The sequence below is a fragment of the Mesorhizobium sp. GbtcB19 genome, assembly GCF_019091085.1.
Lineage (GTDB): Bacteria > Pseudomonadota > Alphaproteobacteria > Rhizobiales > Rhizobiaceae > Mesorhizobium.
In genome coordinates, this window is sequence record NZ_JAGXJY010000018.1 from 1 (window position 1) to 16,498 (window position 16,498).

Annotated in this window: 14 protein-coding genes and 1 riboswitch; of the genes, 7 read left to right on the forward strand and 7 right to left on the reverse strand. The window is 65.0% G+C overall.

The window, feature by feature from the left end:
• Nucleotides 1–197 precede the first annotated feature (197 nt).
• Nucleotides 198–437, forward strand: a complete 240-nt coding sequence (locus KVT37_RS24945) for a DUF1127 domain-containing protein (RefSeq protein WP_254634241.1) — start codon at nt 198–200, stop codon at nt 435–437.
• 78 nt (nt 438–515) lie between these two features.
• Here the strand turns inward: KVT37_RS24945 and KVT37_RS24950 are convergent, their stop codons facing one another.
• From KVT37_RS24950 to KVT37_RS24960, 3 genes are all read right to left on the reverse strand, one after another.
• The gene (locus tag KVT37_RS24950) at nt 516–1,568 is read right to left on the reverse strand and encodes a substrate-binding domain-containing protein (protein ID WP_217577673.1); all 1,053 of its coding nucleotides are present in this window, start codon (nt 1,566–1,568) and stop codon (nt 516–518) included.
• Between the two features lie 39 nt (nt 1,569–1,607).
• Entirely contained in the window at nt 1,608–2,600 is a 993-nt protein-coding gene (locus KVT37_RS24955) for an ABC transporter permease (protein WP_217577674.1), read from the reverse strand.
• Nucleotides 2,601–2,670: 70 nt separating this feature from the next.
• A complete protein-coding gene (locus KVT37_RS24960) occupies nt 2,671–4,182 on the reverse strand; it encodes a sugar ABC transporter ATP-binding protein (RefSeq protein ID WP_217577675.1) in 1,512 nt (503 codons plus the stop codon).
• 137 nt (nt 4,183–4,319) lie between these two features.
• On the opposite strand from KVT37_RS24960, the gene mtnK reads away from it, so the two are divergent.
• The 3 genes from mtnK to KVT37_RS24975 all read left to right on the forward strand — a co-directional run bounded on the left by mtnK (nt 4,320) and on the right by KVT37_RS24975 (nt 7,700).
• A complete protein-coding gene (mtnK, locus tag KVT37_RS24965) occupies nt 4,320–5,588 on the forward strand; it encodes an S-methyl-5-thioribose kinase (RefSeq protein WP_217577676.1) in 1,269 nt (422 codons plus the stop codon).
• The gene (gene mtnA, locus KVT37_RS24970) at nt 5,585–6,679 is read left to right on the forward strand and encodes an S-methyl-5-thioribose-1-phosphate isomerase (protein ID WP_217577677.1); all 1,095 of its coding nucleotides are present in this window, start codon (nt 5,585–5,587) and stop codon (nt 6,677–6,679) included. Before mtnK ends, mtnA begins: the two co-directional genes overlap by 4 nt.
• Nucleotides 6,680–7,008: 329 nt before the next feature.
• A riboswitch (FMN riboswitch) is annotated at nt 7,009–7,153 on the forward strand.
• Between the two features lie 79 nt (nt 7,154–7,232).
• On the forward strand, nt 7,233–7,700 hold the full coding sequence (locus KVT37_RS24975) for a 6,7-dimethyl-8-ribityllumazine synthase (protein WP_217577678.1): 468 nt from the start codon (nt 7,233–7,235) through the stop codon (nt 7,698–7,700).
• Nucleotides 7,701–7,745: 45 nt separating this feature from the next.
• Here KVT37_RS24975 and KVT37_RS24980 read toward each other — a convergent pair whose 3' ends face one another.
• Nucleotides 7,746–9,557, reverse strand: coding sequence for an autotransporter domain-containing protein (locus KVT37_RS24980; RefSeq protein ID WP_217577679.1), 1,812 nt, complete (start codon nt 9,555–9,557; stop codon nt 7,746–7,748).
• 46 nt (nt 9,558–9,603) lie between these two features.
• On the opposite strand from KVT37_RS24980, the gene KVT37_RS24985 reads away from it, so the two are divergent.
• From KVT37_RS24985 to fba, 3 genes are all read left to right on the forward strand, one after another.
• Nucleotides 9,604–9,855, forward strand: coding sequence for a hypothetical protein (locus KVT37_RS24985; RefSeq protein ID WP_217577680.1), 252 nt, complete (start codon nt 9,604–9,606; stop codon nt 9,853–9,855).
• Nucleotides 9,856–9,916: 61 nt separating this feature from the next.
• Complete coding sequence (locus KVT37_RS24990) at nt 9,917–10,651, forward strand: FadR/GntR family transcriptional regulator (RefSeq protein ID WP_254634242.1); 735 nt, start codon at nt 9,917–9,919, stop codon at nt 10,649–10,651.
• Nucleotides 10,652–10,805: 154 nt separating this feature from the next.
• Nucleotides 10,806–11,870 (forward strand): class II fructose-bisphosphate aldolase, encoded by a 1,065-nt coding sequence (fba, locus tag KVT37_RS24995; protein ID WP_140816912.1) that lies wholly within the window; start codon nt 10,806–10,808, stop codon nt 11,868–11,870.
• Between the two features lie 42 nt (nt 11,871–11,912).
• Here fba and KVT37_RS25000 read toward each other — a convergent pair whose 3' ends face one another.
• From KVT37_RS25000 to KVT37_RS25010, 3 genes are read right to left on the reverse strand one after another with little or no spacing between them, the layout of a single operon-like run.
• Nucleotides 11,913–13,148: a VWA domain-containing protein gene (locus KVT37_RS25000; protein WP_217577682.1), complete on the reverse strand. Its 1,236-nt coding sequence runs from the start codon at nt 13,146–13,148 to the stop codon at nt 11,913–11,915.
• Entirely contained in the window at nt 13,141–15,399 is a 2,259-nt protein-coding gene (locus tag KVT37_RS25005; protein WP_217577683.1) for a DUF5682 family protein, read from the reverse strand. Before KVT37_RS25005 ends, KVT37_RS25000 begins: the two co-directional genes overlap by 8 nt.
• Nucleotides 15,400–15,402: 3 nt before the next feature.
• Complete coding sequence (locus tag KVT37_RS25010; RefSeq protein WP_217577684.1) at nt 15,403–16,482, reverse strand: AAA family ATPase; 1,080 nt, start codon at nt 16,480–16,482, stop codon at nt 15,403–15,405.
• Between the last annotated feature and the right edge of the window lie 16 nt (nt 16,483–16,498).

The following is a 16,498-nucleotide window of genomic DNA, read 5'->3' on the forward strand; positions in this document are numbered from 1 at the left end:
ACCTCCAAAAGTCAGCCTTGAATCTGATTTGCCTCGCGATGGGAATCCCAAGCCGTTAAATTGTCACTACAGCCTAGCCGATTTGGAAGTTTTGAGAACTATTTGGGAGGGCTTAATTACGCCGCCGGCCGCCTGCGGCACACTGCAATCTCAATCAGGTCGAGGGTTTCGGAACCCTCATTTCGATGGAGGTTGCCATGAACAACAGCTTTGCGCCTTCCACGTGTCTGGCGGTGGCACCGGCAATGCACACGGGCCGCCGGCGCTACAGCCTGGCGGCCTTGCGCAGCCTCATCGCGGAGCACCGCAAGCAGACCTATTTCCGCTTCGAGCTCAAGCGCATGGCGAGGGACAATCCGCATCTGATCGACGATATCGGGCTGACAAGGAAAGAGGTCGAGGCGGAGATCGCCAAACTGCCCTTCTGGCAGCGATGACGCCGCAACCGATAGGCTGGAAAAGACAGGGAGCGGCCCATTGGACCGCTCCCTCTTCATTCGCGACTGTCCGGAACCTCACTTGGCGTTGGGGTTCGGCATCCAGGCGGGCATCGCGACATCGGCATGGGCGAATTGCGGCAGCTTGGCCGACAGGTCTTCCATGTTCTTGATGTCCTTGTCGATCAGCTCCTTCTGGGTGATCAGCGTCGGCGGCACGATGACGTTGTGGCCCGGGTCCTCGCCGGCAAGCAGCTGCGCCAATGCGCGCACCGAGACCTGGCCGACGACGGCCGGGTTGGTGGCGGCGGTCGCCGCCCAGGCGCTGTCCGGCTCGCGCATGGCGGCGATATCCGAGGTCGAGATGTCGGCCGAATAGATCTTGATGCCCTTGTTCAGGCCCGCTTCGTCGACGGCGATCTTCACGCCCTTGGCGAATTCGTCATAGGGCGCGAACATCACCTTGATGTCGGGATGCGCCTGCAGCACCGAGCGCGCCTGGTTGGCGACGGAGTTGGCGATCGGGTTGTCGAGCGTGCCGAACATGGCGACCTCGCTGATGCCCGAATATTTCTTCTTCACGTCGACCCAGGTCTCGTTGCGGCGGTCGAGCGGAGCGATGCCGGCGACATAGACGTAGCCGGCCTTCCAGCTCTCGCCATTGTCCTTGACCGCCTGCTCGAGCGCGAGCTTGGCGAGGTCTTTGTCCGACTGTTCGATCTGCGGGATCTTCGGGTTCTCGACATTGACGTCGAAGGCGACGACCTTGATGCCGGCATCGACGGCGCGCTGGGCGGCGTCCTTCATCGATTCGGTCAGGCCGTGCTGGATGATGATCCCCTGCACGCCGAGCGCGATGGCCTGGTCGACCATGTCGGCCTGGAGCGCCGCATCCTGGCGGCTGTCCAGCACGCGCAGGTCGACGCCGAGCGCCTTGGCCTGCGCCTCGACGCCGGACAGATAGGCCTGGAAGAAGTCACCGGTCGACAGATAGCGCACCAGCGCGATCTTGACGCCGGGCTTGTCGAACGGCGCCGGCTTGTCTGCCGCCAATGCCGTGCCCTGCATCAGCAGCGCCGCGCCGGCGAGGCCGAGCGCCGCCTTCCCCAAAAGTCTTCTTGTGATGCTCACTTCGTTTTCCTCCGTTTTGTCTCAATACCCCGGTCGAAACTATCTCTTGCCCCTGCCGGAAAGGGCGAAGGTGAAGACAAGGGCGACGACAAGCACCGCGCCCTTGACGAAATCCTGCGTGTAGTAAGGAGCGTTCATCATCGTCAGGCCCTGCAGCAGGACGCCGACGAACACCGCGCCGACGGCCGTACCGAAGGCGTTGGGCTTGGCAGCGCCGAGCACCGCGTAGCCGATGAGCGCCGCCGCCACCGCGTCGAGCAGCAGATTATTACCCGAGGCGATGTCGCCGCGTCCAAGCCGGGCGGCGAGCAAAATCCCGCCGATCGAGGCAAAAACTCCCGAAATGACATAGGCCCAGATTTTGTATGCCTTGACAGGCGCGCCGGCGAGTTCGGCGGCCCGCTCGTTGGAGCCGACGGCATACATCATGCGGCCGAAGCGGGTGTATTCGAGGAAGAACCAGATCAGCACCGCAAGCACCACCAGCACCACCACCGAGACCGGGATCAGGTTCGGGATGAAGAAGTCGATGCGATGGCGGCCGAGCGCCAGGAAAGCCTCGGAGAACTTGCCGTTGGCGACCGAGCTGTCGGGCATGGTCATGCCGGTGGCGATCGAGCGCCCTTCCGTCGGGATGCGCTGCAGGCCGAGCAGCAGGAACATCATGCCAAGCGTCGCCAGCAGGTCGGGCACGCGCATATAGACGATCAGCCAGCCATTGATCAGGCCGACGATGACGCCGATGGCAAGGCAGCCGATGACCGCGACGATGGCGTTCTGCTCCAGCACCACCATGGCGTAGGAGGCCGCCATCATGGCGCTGGTCGCGACCGAGCCGATCGACAGATCGAAGCCGCCGACGACCAGCGTCGCGGTGACGCCGAGCGCCAACACGCCGGTGATCGCCACCGACTGGAAGATGAAGACCGCGCTTTGCGGCGAAACGAAACCGTCGGCAGCGCTCGCGAAATAGGCGATCAGCCCGACCAGCAGGACGATGAAGCCGTAGCGGATGGCGTAGTCGCGCATCATTCAGCGCCCCGCCGCGCGGCATTCAAACTCAAACGCATTCCCAGTTCCACTCCCTGCACTTTTCAAAACCTCATGCCGCGCTATGAAGCGGTCCGCCGGCCACTTCCGCCAGCAGCCGGTCGAGGTCGATATCGGCGTTCCTGTGCTCGCCGACGATCGTGTGTTCCGACATCACCAGGATGCGGTCGGCGGTCTCCAGCGCCTCGTCGATCTCGGTGACGAAAATCAGCGTGGCGCGGCCGTCGGCGCTTGCCCTCAGCTTAGCGGCGATGTCGCGCCGGGCCGAAATGTCGACACCCTGGAACGGCTCGTCGAGGATGAAGAGGCGCGAGGCCTGCGACATCCAGCGCGCCACCATCACCTTCTGCTGGTTGCCGCCTGACAGGGCCGACAATTCGTCCTTCTCCGAACGGCAGACGATGCCGAGCTCGTCGATCTGCCGGCGTGCGACAGCGCGCTCGGCGCGTTTCTTCATGACGCCGAGGCCCGACATGCGCTTGAGGAACGGCAGGCTGATGTTGCGCTCGATGTTGAAGTCGCCGACGATGCCGCTTGCCGCGCGATCCTTGGCGACGAGGAAGACGCCGGCGGCGATCGCCTCGCGCGCCGATCCCGGCGCGTAGGGCTTGCCGTCCATATGCATGGCGCCGGCGAGCGGCCTACGCACGCCGAACAGCGTCTCGGCAAGTGCGGTCTTGCCGACGCCGACCAGGCCGGTGATCGCCACCACCTCGCCGGTGCCGAGCGTCATCGACATCGGTTTTGCGCCATGCGCGATCTGCAAGCTTTCCGCCGTGAAGACGGCGCGGGCCGAGCTTCTGGCGACGACCCTGTCGAGGTGGATCTTGCGGCCGAGCATGGCGTTGACGGCGCCCTCGTAATCAAGCGGTTTTTGATCGAAGGCGCCGGAGATGACCCCGTCACGCATCGACACGATGCGGTCGGCGAGCCGCCTGATGTCGGACATGCGATGCGAGATATAGAGGATGGCGACGCCATGACCGCGCAGCCGGTCGATCAGCGAAAACAGCCGGTCGGCCTCGGCGCTCGATAGCGACGAGGTCGGTTCGTCGAGGATCAGCACTTTGGGCTCGTGCGCCATGGCGCGGGCGATGGCCACCATCTGCCGGTCGGCCAATGACAGATCGCTGACGCGCGCCTTGAGGTCGATGGCCAGCCCCATGCGATCGGCGACGGCCTTGGCTTCGGCACGGACATTGGCAGGCTTGAAGAGCAGGGATGCGCCCTTGCCGCTCAACCGGTCGAGCGTCAGATTGGTGGCGACGTCGAGATCGGCGACCACGCCGTCATTGATGTTCTGATGCACGGTGACGACACCGGCGCGGATGGCTTCGGCGGGGGTCTGCGGGTCGAAGGCCTTGCCGGCGAGCTGCATGGAGCCGGCGCCGTGCGAATAGACGCCGCTGACGATCTTGACCAGGGTGGATTTGCCGGCGCCGTTGGCGCCCATCAGCACCGTGACCTCGCCCGAATGCAGTTCGAGCGAGATGCCGCCAAGCACCTCGTTCTGGCCGAAGGATTTCCTCAGGCCCTCCACACGGAACACGGCATCTGCGCCCATTCGTTCCTCCCTGATCCGTGACGCTATGGGCTCATTCGGCAATTGTCAACACGATTGACATTTGCCAGAGCGCTTCCTAGCTTGGCCTCGCCGCCGTGGCTCCGCTATCGTCGGAAACCACGCGCAGGAGGGAGAGAATGACCGGAAAGTTCGAAGCATTGTCGGTGGAGACGCTGCCGACGCGCCTTGGCGAGACCGCGGCGCTGACCGAGCGCATCGGCAAGGATGCCAGCCGCTGGAAGGTACGCGAGGTCGGCGACGGCAATCTGAACCTCGTCTTCATCGTCGAGGGCGACCAGGGCGCGGCGGTGGTGAAGCAAGCGCTGCCCTATGTGCGGCTGGTCGGCGACAGCTGGCCGCTGCCCCTGAAACGCTCGTTCTTCGAATATCATGCGCTGACCAGGCAGGAGCGCCGAGCGCCCGGGTCGGTGCCGGCGATCTACCATTTCGACGAGACCCAGGCGCTGATCGTCATGGAGTATCTGGCGCCGCCGCACGTCATTCTCAGGCGCGCGCTGATCGACGGCCGCGAATTGCCGAACATCGCGCGCGACATCGGCCTGTTCATGGCCCGCACGCTGTTCCGCGGTTCCGACCTGTCGATGGCGGCCAAGGATCGCAAGGCGGACCTGGCGCTGTTCGCCGACAATGTCGAGCTCTGCGACATCACCGAGAACCTGGTGTTCTCCGATCCCTATTTCGACGCCAAGATGAACCGGCACACCAGCCCGCAATTGGACGGCCTGGTGGCCGAACTGCGCGCCGACCGCGACCTCAAGGTCGAGGCGCAGCGGCTGAAGCATCTGTTCGCCGCCAATGCCGAGACGCTGCTGCATGGCGACCTGCATTCCGGCTCGATCATGGTGACCGACACAGAGACACGGATGATCGATCCGGAGTTCGCCTTCTACGGCCCGATCGCCTTCGACGTCGGCATGCTGCTCGCCAATTTCTGGATGGCCTTCTTCTCGCAGCGCGGCCATGAGGAAAAAGGCAGCCGGGATTCGATGCGCGCCTACCTGCTCGGTGTCACGGCCGAGACCTGGGCGACCTTCCGCGCCGAGTTCTCGCATCTGTGGCGCACCGAGCGCACTGGCATGCTCTACCAGCGGAGCCTGTTCGAGGATCAGGGCGATCTGCTCGGCTCCGAACAGGCGCTCGATCACATGCTTGATTCCATCTGGGCCGACCTGCTCGGCTTTGCCGGCATCGAGGTGCACCGGCGCATCCTGGGCCTCGCCCACAACGCCGATTTCGAGACCATTGCCGATCAAGACCTGCGCGCCACATGTGAGGCCAAGGCTTTGCGCTTCGGCCGCCACATCGCCGTCAACCGGCGCCAGATCCACAGCATCGACGAGGTCAACAAGCTGGCCGCGCTGATCGAACAGGAGAAGAGCCTTTGAACGTCGGCGAACGCCACTACCGGACCATCTGGCTCAGCGACGACAAGCGCTCGGTCGAGATCATCGACCAGCGCTGGCTGCCGCATGAGTTCCGCGTCGAGACGATCGGAACCGTCGCCGGCATCGCCACCGCGATCCGCGACATGTGGGTGCGCGGCGCGCCGCTGATCGGCGTCACCGCGGCTTATGGCGTCGCCATCCAGATGAAGGACGATCCGTCGGACGAGGCACTCGATACGGTGTGGGAAACGCTCAACAGGACGCGGCCGACCGCGATCAACCTGCGCTGGGCGCTGGACGAGATGCGGCGCTTTCTCAAGCCGCTGGCACCGAAGGAGCGCGCGGAGGCTGCCTACAGGCGGGCCGCCGAGATCGCCAACGAGGATGTGGGGCTGAACCGCGCCATCGGCGAGAACGGGCTTGAGATCATCAAGAAAATCGCGGCCAAGAAGCGGCCGGGCGAGACCGTCAACATCCTGACCCATTGCAATGCCGGCTGGCTGGCGACCGTCGACTACGGCACCGCCACCGCGCCGATCTATCTGGCGGCCGAAGCCGGCATCCCCGTGCATGTCTATGTCGACGAGACCAGGCCGCGCAATCAGGGCGCCCAGCTGACCGCCTGGGAGATGGCCGGCCACGGCGTGCCGCATACACTGATCGTCGACAATGCCGGCGGCCATCTGATGCAGCATGGCGAGATCGACATGGTCATCGTCGGCACCGACCGCACCACCGCCAACGGCGACGTCTGCAACAAGATCGGCACCTATCTGAAAGCGCTCGCCGCCGCTGACAACGACGTGCCCTTCTATGTAGCTCTCCCCTCGCCCACCATCGACTGGACGGTTGCCGACGGGCTGGCAGAAATCCCCATCGAGGAGCGTTCGGGCGACGAGGTGTCCTTGGTGTGGGGCAAGACGGCAGACGGCAAGATCGCGCAGGTGCGGGTTTCGCCGGACGCCACGCCGGCGGCCAATCCGGCCTTCGACGTGACGCCGGCAAGGCTGGTGACGGGACTGATCACCGAGCGCGGCGTGGCGAAGGCCTCGCGCGAGGGGCTGAAGGCGCTGTTTCCGGAACGTGGTTAGCGATCTCCCGCTCGTGGGGGAGATGGCCGGCAGGCCAGAGGGGGGCGCTGTCCCGCCGGCATAGAAACGCTTGGGTTCCTCGCCCCGCCATAGGCGGGGAGAGGTGTCCGCGAAGCGGACGGAGAGGGGGCCTTCGTAGGGCGCTCCCCTCTCCGTCTCGGCTTCGCCGAGCCACCTCTCCCCACATTCGTGGGGCGAGGAACCTTAATCCTGCAGCGCCGCGATCCTTTGCGCCTCCCTCTGCCCTGCCGGGGCATATCCCCCACGAGGGGGGAGATTGGCTAATCGCCGATTGACAGCGCCACCCTGCTCTCCCATAAAACGCGCGTTAATGTTCTCAGGGCGGGGTGAAAGTCCCCACCGGCGGTAAGGGCCTCGGCTCAAGCCCGCGAGCGCTTCCCGGCGACGGGAGGGTCAGCAGATCCGGTGCAATTCCGGGGCCGACGGTTACAGTCCGGATGGAAGAGAACGATCGCTAGAAGACGGTCCGCTCGCGCGGGCCGCATTTTGCGTCGTGCGTCCTGATTCTGGTTCGAAACGGAAGGAAGGACCCATGAATCAGCATTCCCCTAAAGACTATGAGACTCGCCGCGTTGCCGTCATTCGCGCGCGCTGGCACGCCGATATCGTCGACCAGTGCGTGACGGCGTTCGAGGCGGAGCTTGCCGCCCCCGGCGGCTTTGCCGTCGACATCTTCGACGTGCCGGGAGCCTATGAGATCCCGCTGCACGCCAAGACGCTCGCCGAGACCGGCCGCTATGCCGCGATCCTCGGCACCGCCTTCGTCGTCAATGGCGGCATCTATCGCCACGACTTCGTGGCGAGCGCGGTCATCGACGGCATGATGAACGTGCAGCTTGCGACCGGCGTGCCGGTGCTGTCCGCGGTCCTGACGCCGCACAATTTTCACGGCAGCGCCGAGCATCACCGCTTCTTCCACGAGCATTTCACCGTGAAGGGTAAGGAGGCGGCGAAGGCCTGCGTCGATATCCTCGCCGCGCGCGCACGGATCGCCGCCTGAGACAGAGGAAGCCGGGCAGGACTCCAGCCCGGCTTCCTGCCTGGCTTACAGCTTCAGGTCGAAGTTGATCTTGAAGGTGTGTGCCTGCGCGTCCTTGGCGATCTGGCCGGAATAAGAGGCGCCGAGGGTTGCCGTGGGCGACAGGAGAACATCGAACCCGGCTTCCACCGCCAGCGCGTCCCTCGCAATCGGCACGCCGGCGCTGGCGAAGGACGCTCCGGTGTTGAAGGTGAGCGTCGTCGCCGGTTGGACGTCGCCATAGGCGTGCTGCCAGCCCAGCATGCCATGCAAGGCCGTCATGCCCGTTCCGAGCCGTGTCGAGGCGCGCAGGCCCAGCGTCGAGAAGGTGTTTTCGGTCGACGCGCCCTGACTGGTCAAGGCCGACGTGGTGCCGCCGGTCTCAGCAAAGCCGTCCGTGTCGAGATGGACATAGGCCAGATTGGCGAAGGGTTCGAACGCGCCCAGGCTCGTGTCGAACTTGTAGGCGAGCTCGCTGAAAGCCTGCGCCGTCTCGGCCTTGTAACTCGCCGACAACGACTCGCTGAAGGCCGGGAAGACGACATTGCGCCGGACATCGATGTCGTGCCAGCCATAGATGGCGCCGGCCCGGAAACCGAGATCTCCCCATTGCGTGCCGGCATAGAGGCCGAGATCGTAATTGTCGCTGGAGCCTGAGGACGCGCGATCGGTGACGTCGAAATTGGTGCGGCTGTAGCCGGCAAGCACGCCAAGCCGCCAGCTTGCGACCGGAATGTCGGCGCCGCTGACGAAACCGGCGGTGGTGCGGTCGAAGCCGGCGGCATCGCCCGAGCCGCTCGCATTGCCAGTCATGGCGAGCGCCTCGCTCCAGATCACTATACCATCGGCCGTGGCGGGGGCCGCATGCAGGCCCGTGGCGTCGATGGCCGCGGTGGTCAAGGACACGTCGTCCGCATCGAACGCCGAACGGAGTCGGCGGTTTGCCGAATCCCGGGCGAAACGGCTGTCGTCGACAAGCGCGCCCATGATGTCGGCATGGACCTCGCCCGACAGCGCGTTTCCGTAGGGGCGCAGATAGCGGTAGAAGCCGACGGCCTCCTCGTTCGGATTCCCCTCCAGCGCTTCCCGGTTGAGGATGTACATCGACCAGCCGTCCTTGGTCATGTTGAAGGACAGACCTTCGATCTCCTGCTCGCGGCCGATCTTCAGGTTGCCCAGATTCTCGACTTCACCGGTCTTGAGGTTCGCCCGGTAGATGATCTTGTCGTCATTGTCGGTGGAAAAATACATCCAGCCGTCCAGCAGCTTGCCGCCCTGCGCCTGGTCGATGGTGTGCGACAGCGGGATGTATTCCTTGAAACTCCAGTCGGCGAGGTTGTAGACCGCGATTTCGGTCGCGTTCTCATAGGCCATGCCATAGCCGAGGCCATTCTTGGCATCGACGGCCACCCAGCTGGCGATGTCGTGGGTGCCGTGCGGCGGATTGAGCGCAAAGGCCTGGCCGGTGAAGCTCAAATCGCTCGCACGATAGACCGCGAACACCGGATTCTCATACTTGCCGCCGGTGACCGGATCGCGATTGCTGGAATCGAGCGAGATGTAGAGATAGCCGTCCGCGTAATCGATATCGCCGATATGGTTGAGCCCGATATCGGAATATTGCGACGGCAGCTTGAGGACATCCGGGATCGCCGGAGAGACATGCAGGCTGGGGTTATAGTTCTTGTCGGTGCGCTCCAGCACATTGGTGCCGGAGAAATACCAGTTCGTTCCGTCTGTCGTAACACCCTGCTGCTTGGAGACGATCGCGTCGCCCGTGAAGGTCGTCTTCTCGACCATGATCCACGGTTCCACGGCAAAGGCCGGCGCCGACGCCATTGCGAGAGCTCCGGACACCAAGAGGCAGGAGGCCGTGACTTTGGGGATGCAAGCCATCGCCGTTCGCTTCGCGGCGGCCTGGCTGGCGCAGTTAATCATCAAGGAAGACATTCTGTCGCGTTCCTGTTGTATGGCTCGTCGACAAAATTGCGCGCACGACATCGAGCGACGACGGGAGGCGCCGCCGGCGATGTCAGAAGCCCAGATTTTTGTGGTTCTTCAGGTGCGGTTGCGCGGAATTTTGTCGATCGGCTCTGGCTGCTTGTTCAACGGTGTGCTTACTAGGGAGCGCACGTGACAATCGTATGAATAATGGGAATAGTATGAAGATTAATCCCAGCCGCCCCCGGATGCTCCGGATGGCGCCGTTCATGGCCGGCTCGTCGCATACCGGCTTGCATGGCAGGCTTCTCAACGAGATCGGCCAAAGCATCGTCAGCGGCGAATTCACGCCCGGCGACCAGCTGCCGAACGGCGATGACTGGAGCGCCTCCTACGGCGCCAGCCGCACCGGCCTGCGCGAAGTCATCAAGGTTCTCGCCGGCAAGGGCATGGTGGAGATGCGCCCGCGAACCGGAACGCGGGTGCGCCCGCGCCGGGACTGGAATTTCCTTGATCCGGACGTGCTGATGTGGCGGTTCGGACCGCGAGCGACGGTCGAGGATGCGCGCTCGCTATTCGAGCTGCGCCGCGCGATCGAGCCCATGGCCGGGGCGTTGGCGGCCGAACGCGCCGCGCCTGAGCAGATAGCGGAGCTGTGGGCAATTCTGGACGAGATGGAAAATGCCGGCGACGACGGGGAACGCTTCGCTGTCCCCGACCTCGCCTTCCATCAGTCCATCCTCCACATGTCCGGGAACGAGCTGATCGGCTCGCTGGCGGCGCTGATCGAGACGGCGCTGGTGATCAGTTTCCGGCTTTCGGACGACAATCCGGCTGGACAGAGCCATTCCTTGAGGCTGCATCGGGAGATCGCCGAGAACATCGAGAAGCGCGATCCGGCAGCCACCAGCAAGGCCCTGATCGTTCTGCTGGACGGAGCCGAGGAGGATGTGCGGCTTTCGCTCGCAGCCAGGCAGGGCAGCCGGAAATAGCGCCAACGCGCCTCCTACAGGCTGTAACAAGAATTGCGCCGGACAGGTCTGCGGACTGTTGCGATCCGGCCGGATTCCGGCCAGAAGCAACGGGGCCGCCCGACCGAGCGGCCTTTTCAAACACGGGCTCGAACCAGATACGGGAGACTACTCGTTGGCTCGCATCACACTGAGACAATTGCTCGACCACGCCGCCGAACATGGCTATGGCGTGCCTGCCTTCAACATGAACAATATGGAACAGGGCCTCGCCATCATGGAGGCTGCCGAGGAGACCAAGTCGCCGGTCATCCTGCAGGCCAGCCGCGGCGCCCGAGCCTATGCCAATGACGTGGTGCTGGCCAAGCTGATCGACGCGCTGGTCGAGATCCATCCCGACATCCCGGTCTGCATGCATCTCGACCACGGCAACAACGAAGCGACCTGCGTCACCGCGATCCAGTACGGCTTCACCTCGGTGATGATGGACGGCTCGCTCAAGGAGGACGGCAAGTCGCCGGCCGACTACGCCTATAATTCCGGCATCACGCGGCGCGTCGTCGACATGGCGCATTGGGGCGGCGTGTCGGTGGAAGGCGAGATCGGCGTGCTCGGTTCGCTGGAGAGCGGCGGCGGCGAGCAGGAAGACGGCCACGGCGTCGAAGGCGCGATCAGCCACGACCAGCTTTTGACCGATCCCGAACAGGCTGTGCAGTTCGTCAAGGACACGCATGTCGACGCGCTGGCGGTTGCCATGGGCACCAGCCACGGCGCCTATAAATTCTCGCGCAAGCCTGACGGCGCGGTGCTGGCGATGAACGTCATCGAGGAGATCCACCGCCGCTTGCCCAATATGCATCTGGTCATGCATGGCTCGTCCTCGGTGCCGGAGGACCTGCAGGAGATCATCAACAAATATGGCGGCCAGATGAAGCCGACCTGGGGCGTGCCGGTGGAAGAGATCCAGCGCGGCATCAAGCATGGCGTGCGCAAGATCAATATCGACACCGACAACCGCATGGCGCTGACCGGCGCGATCCGCAAGGTGCTGACCGAGAACCCGTCGGAGTTCGATCCGCGCAAATACCTGACGCCGGCGATGGCGGCGATGCGGAAGCTCTGCAAACAGCGCTTCGAGGAGTTCGGCACCGCCGGCAACGCCCAGAAGATCAAGCCGCTGCCGGTCTCGGAAATGGCCAAGCGCTACAAGTCGGGCAGCCTCGACCCGAAATTCGGCTGAGCCATCCATTCGCGCGACTTGTCGCGGAAACGCCGCCGAAAGCTATTCGGCGGCGTTCGGCGTTTCAGCGTCGGCGCGGATGAGCTTGATGTCGGCGCCTGCCGCCCAGGCGCCTATGTCCTCGCGGCGCAGCGCCGCCGCCATCATGTCCGGAAAATGGTCCGGCGTGCAGGCAAAGACCGGAATGCCCAATGCGGCGACCGACCCGGCCATCGACGGATCGTAGCCCGGACGGCCCTGGTCGGTGAGCGCCAGGAGCACGATCACGTTGACGCCCGACCGCACGAGCGTGGCCAGCCTTTGCAGCAGCTCCTTGCCGTTGCCGCCTTCGTAGAGGTCGGTGATCAGCACGAAATGCGCCTTGGTCGGCCGCTCGATGCGCTCGGCGCAATAGGCGACCGCCTGGTTGATGTCGGTGCCACCGCCGAGTTGCACGCCGAACAGCACTTCGACCGGATCGCTGAGCTCTTCCGTCAGGTCGACGATGGCGGTGTCGAAGCAAACTAGTTTTGTCCGCACCACAGGCAGCGAGGCCATCACCGCGGCGAAGATCGAAGCGTAGATGACCGAGCTTGCCATCGAGCCGGACTGGTCGACGCAGAGCGTCACCTCGTCGAGGTCGACAAGCCGGCGCTGGCGGCGCATGAAGCCGACCAGCTTTTCCGGCACGACGGTCTTGTGGTCCGGCTGGTAGTGGCGAAGGTTCGCCGTGATGGTGCGCGGCCAGTCGATGTCGCGCTGGCGCGGCCGGTTGGTGCGCCGCGACTTATCGAGCGCGCCGCGGATCGCCTCGGCGGTCTTCTGCTCCAGGCGCTGCATCAGCTTGGCGACGATCTCGGCAATGATCGAGCGGGCGATGTCCTTGGTCTTGTCCGGCATCGCCGAACGCAGCGAGATCAGGTCGGCCACGAGATTGACGTCGGCCTCGATCGCCTTGAGGAATTCCGGCTCCATCAGCATCTGCTTCAGGTTCAGTCGCTCGAAGGCGTCCTTCTGCACGACCTGGACGACCTGCTCGGGGAAGAAGGAGCGGATGTCGCCCATCCATTGCGCGACGCGCGGCGCCGAACGGCCAAGCCCGCCACGCCGCTTGCGCGGGTCGCCGGCGGTGTCGCCGCTGCCGTCGCCATAGAGCGCGTCGAGCGCCGCCGACAGTTTTCGGTCCTCGGCCGACAGCGCCGACGATGTCTCGTCATCGGCGCCGATCGCCAGACGCCAGCGGCGCTCGCGATTATCGGTGGTCGGATCGAGGTCCGGATCGGTCACGTCGTCAGTCATGGTTGGCCTCTCCCGCGAGCAACTTGCCGAGGAGGCCAAAATGCCTGCGCCATGCCGCGCCGCCATCCGGCGCCGGCGTGAGCCCGGCGGGTAGTCTGGCTCCTTTGCCAAGCACGGCCTCGATCAGGCGGCGGCGCTCCATGCTGTCGAGGTTGGAGAAGACGCGGCGCAGCAGCGGCAGATGCGCCACGAATGCCTCCTCGTCGAGCGAGGCCAGCCAGGCATCGACGGCGCCGCGCAAACCCTCGTCATAGATCAGCCGCTGGCCGGCGCCGCTGAAGAAACCTTCGAAGAAGGCAGCGGCATCGAGAACGGGCGTTCCAGGCGACAGGCGCTTTGCCAGAAGGTCGGCGGTCTCATCCGCCGAGAGCCGGCCTGCTTCGTAAAGAAGATGCGCTGCGCAGCCGGCGACGAGCGCCGTGGAACGCGACGAATCCAGCACGGCCGCCAACCCGTTGCGCCATGCCTCCAGAACATGCTCGTCGGCTTCCACCAGCTTGATCGCCGCGTCGGCCTTGCGCAGTGCTGTCATCAGTGCCGCGGCGGCCTGGGCGTCGAGGTCGCGCGCGGCGTAAGGCAGCGCGATAGAGCCTTCGATGATCAGCCGTTCCAGCAGGCCGGCAAGCCGCTCGGTTTCGGTTTTGCGGGCTTCGCCGTAGCGGATGATGTCGGCCAGCGGCGGCACCGAGGCCAGCAGTTCCAGGCACTCGCTGCTGTGCGCCGCCTTTTCCTCGAGTGCCGCAAGGCCGGCCGCGGATGCCTCGCTCAATGCCGCGGTGATCGCGCTCTGGACCAGCGCGGCAAGCGCATCGAGTGTAGCCGCAGCGCCGATCATCTGGATCAGCCGGCCATTGGCGGCCTTCTCGATGGTCGGCCCATAAACCAGGTTCTCCACAAGGCGGACGGCATATTCCGGCTGCCAGGCCAGCATCCAGCGCTCGCGGAACGTGCCGCGGCTGCGCCCGACATCGGTCAGCCTGCCCCAGTTCACGCCGAGCACATTCAGCCGGTGCAGCAATGTCGAGCGGAAGAGCCCGCTCTCGCTGCGCAGGTCGACGGAAAGTTCCCGCTCGAGCGCTTCCGGCTTCAGCCGCGCGGCCTTCTGGTTGCGCTGCAAATCGTCGATCAGCGGCGCGAGCGGCGTGTCAGGTGGAATCTCGCCGACATCTGCGCCGAGCAGCAGCTCGGCCTCGACCATCTTCCACAGCAAGGCCTCGCCGTTGAAAAGCGCCGAGATCGAGGCATCGCGCAATTCCTCGAAGCCCGGCTTCGGCCGCTCGCGGATGGCGGCGAGCGCGCGCGCCAGACGTTCCGCCTCGATCAGAGAGGCGGTCGAGATCATGTGGCCCTTCGCCCGCAGCACCGTGGCGATCCGCGCCAGCCACAGGATAGAGGCGTCGTCCTGCCCGCGCGTTTGCCACAGATGCTTGCACCAGCCGGGCGCGACAACGCCGGCGCCATAGCCATAGCCCAGCGCCAGGCGCGGCCCGGTCCATGGCGCAAAGGTCATCGTGGTCTTGCGACGGCCGATGCCCTTGAGCAGCGCCTGGTCGCTCTTTTGCGTATGCGTCGCCTGCAAGGCCGGCACATGCCAAGCGCCGCAGACGACGGCCAGCGGGCCGTCGAATTCTTTCCGAGCGGCGGCGATCTCGAGCCGCATATGCGCCTCGCGCATGCCCTCGAATTTGGCGATCGCGCCTTCGCCCTCGCGCAGCGTCGTCATCGCGTCGGCGATGGCCGCGAAAATCGGGCCGGGTTCGGGATTCTGCTCGATGATGTCCGACCACCAGCTCTCGCCATCCTCATAGCCCGCGGCCCGCGCCAGGGTGCCGATCGGATCCTGGATGCGCGTGGGTTCGTCGCCTTGCTCTTCCGTTACTTCCGCCTCGGCCGCTTCAATGTCCGCTGCCCCTTCAGCCGCCTTCTCGGCCAGCCGCGCGGCCGACGGCAGATCGATGAAGCGCAGCGCCGCCTTGTTGGCGACGGCCCAGAGTGCGGCCTGATATTCCGGTGAGAATTCGGCGAACGGCCAGAAGCTGGTCGCCGCGGGATCGTCCTCCGGATAGCAAAGCAGCGCCACCGGCGGCCTCATATCGGGGCTGGCGAGCAGAGGCAGCAGCGGCGAGGCATCGACCGGCCCCTCGATCAGCACGGCGACGGGCTGCAATTCCCGCAACGCCCTGACCAGGCTCTCGGCGGAGCCCGGGCCGTGATGGCGAATGCCGAAATAGCTGATGCCGCTCTGCGCCATGGCTCAGATGGCCGCGTTGAGCGCCGCGTAGTAGCCGGCATAGTCCGGCCGCTTCTTCAGCACCGTCTCCAGATATTCCTCCAGCACGACCTTGTCCTGCACCGGGTCCTTGACGATGGCGCCGACGAGGCTTGGTGCCAGGCCTTCGGCATGCAGCTTGCCATCGTCGAACCATGCCGCCTGGCTGAGGCCGCTGACCATGGTGGCGATGGCCTCGGCGGTGGAGAGCGAGCCCGACGGCGTCTTCAGTGTCACCTTGCCGTCGGCGGTGGCACCGGAGCGCAGTTCGCGGAAAATGGTGAGCACGCGGGCGATCTCCTCGCCGACATTCTTCGGCACCGGCAGGTCCAGCCCGCCGGCCATCTCGCCGACACGGCGGGAGACGATCGAGACCTCTTCCGCCATATCGTCCGGCAAAGGCAGCACCACGACATTGAAGCGCCGCTTCAGCGCCGAGGAGAGCTCGTTGACGCCCTTGTCACGGTTGTTGGCGGTGGCGATGATGTTGAACCCGCGCTGCGCATAGATCGAGGTGTTCAGTTCCGGCACCGGCATCATCTTTTCCGACAACACGGTGATCAGCGTGTCCTGCACGTCCGAGCCCATGCGCGTCAGCTCTTCCAGACGGCAGAGCTTGCCGTCCTGCATGGCGCGGTAGAGCGGCGTCGGCACCAGTGCCTCCTGGCTCGGCCCCTTTGCCAGAAGCTGCGCATAGTTCCAGCCATAGCGGATCTGGTTCTCGTCGGTGCCGGCGGTGCATTGCACGACCAGCGTCGAATTGCCCATGATGGCGCCGGCGAGATGTTCCGACACCCAGGATTTCGCCGTTCCGGGAACGCCGAGCAGAAGCAGCGCCCGGTCGGTCGCCAGCGTGGCGACCGCCGTTTCCATCAATTGCCGGCGGCCGACATATTTCGGTGAGATCACCGTGCCGTCGCTGGCCTTGCCACCCATCAGATAGGTGAGCACGGCCCTGGGCGACAGACTCCAGCCGGCTGGCTTCTGGCGGTCGTCGCCGCGCGCCAGCGCCTGCAGTTCGGCGGCATAGACCTGTTCGGCCGGAAGGCGGATGGCTGCGTTCATGCGATCTTCTCCGGGT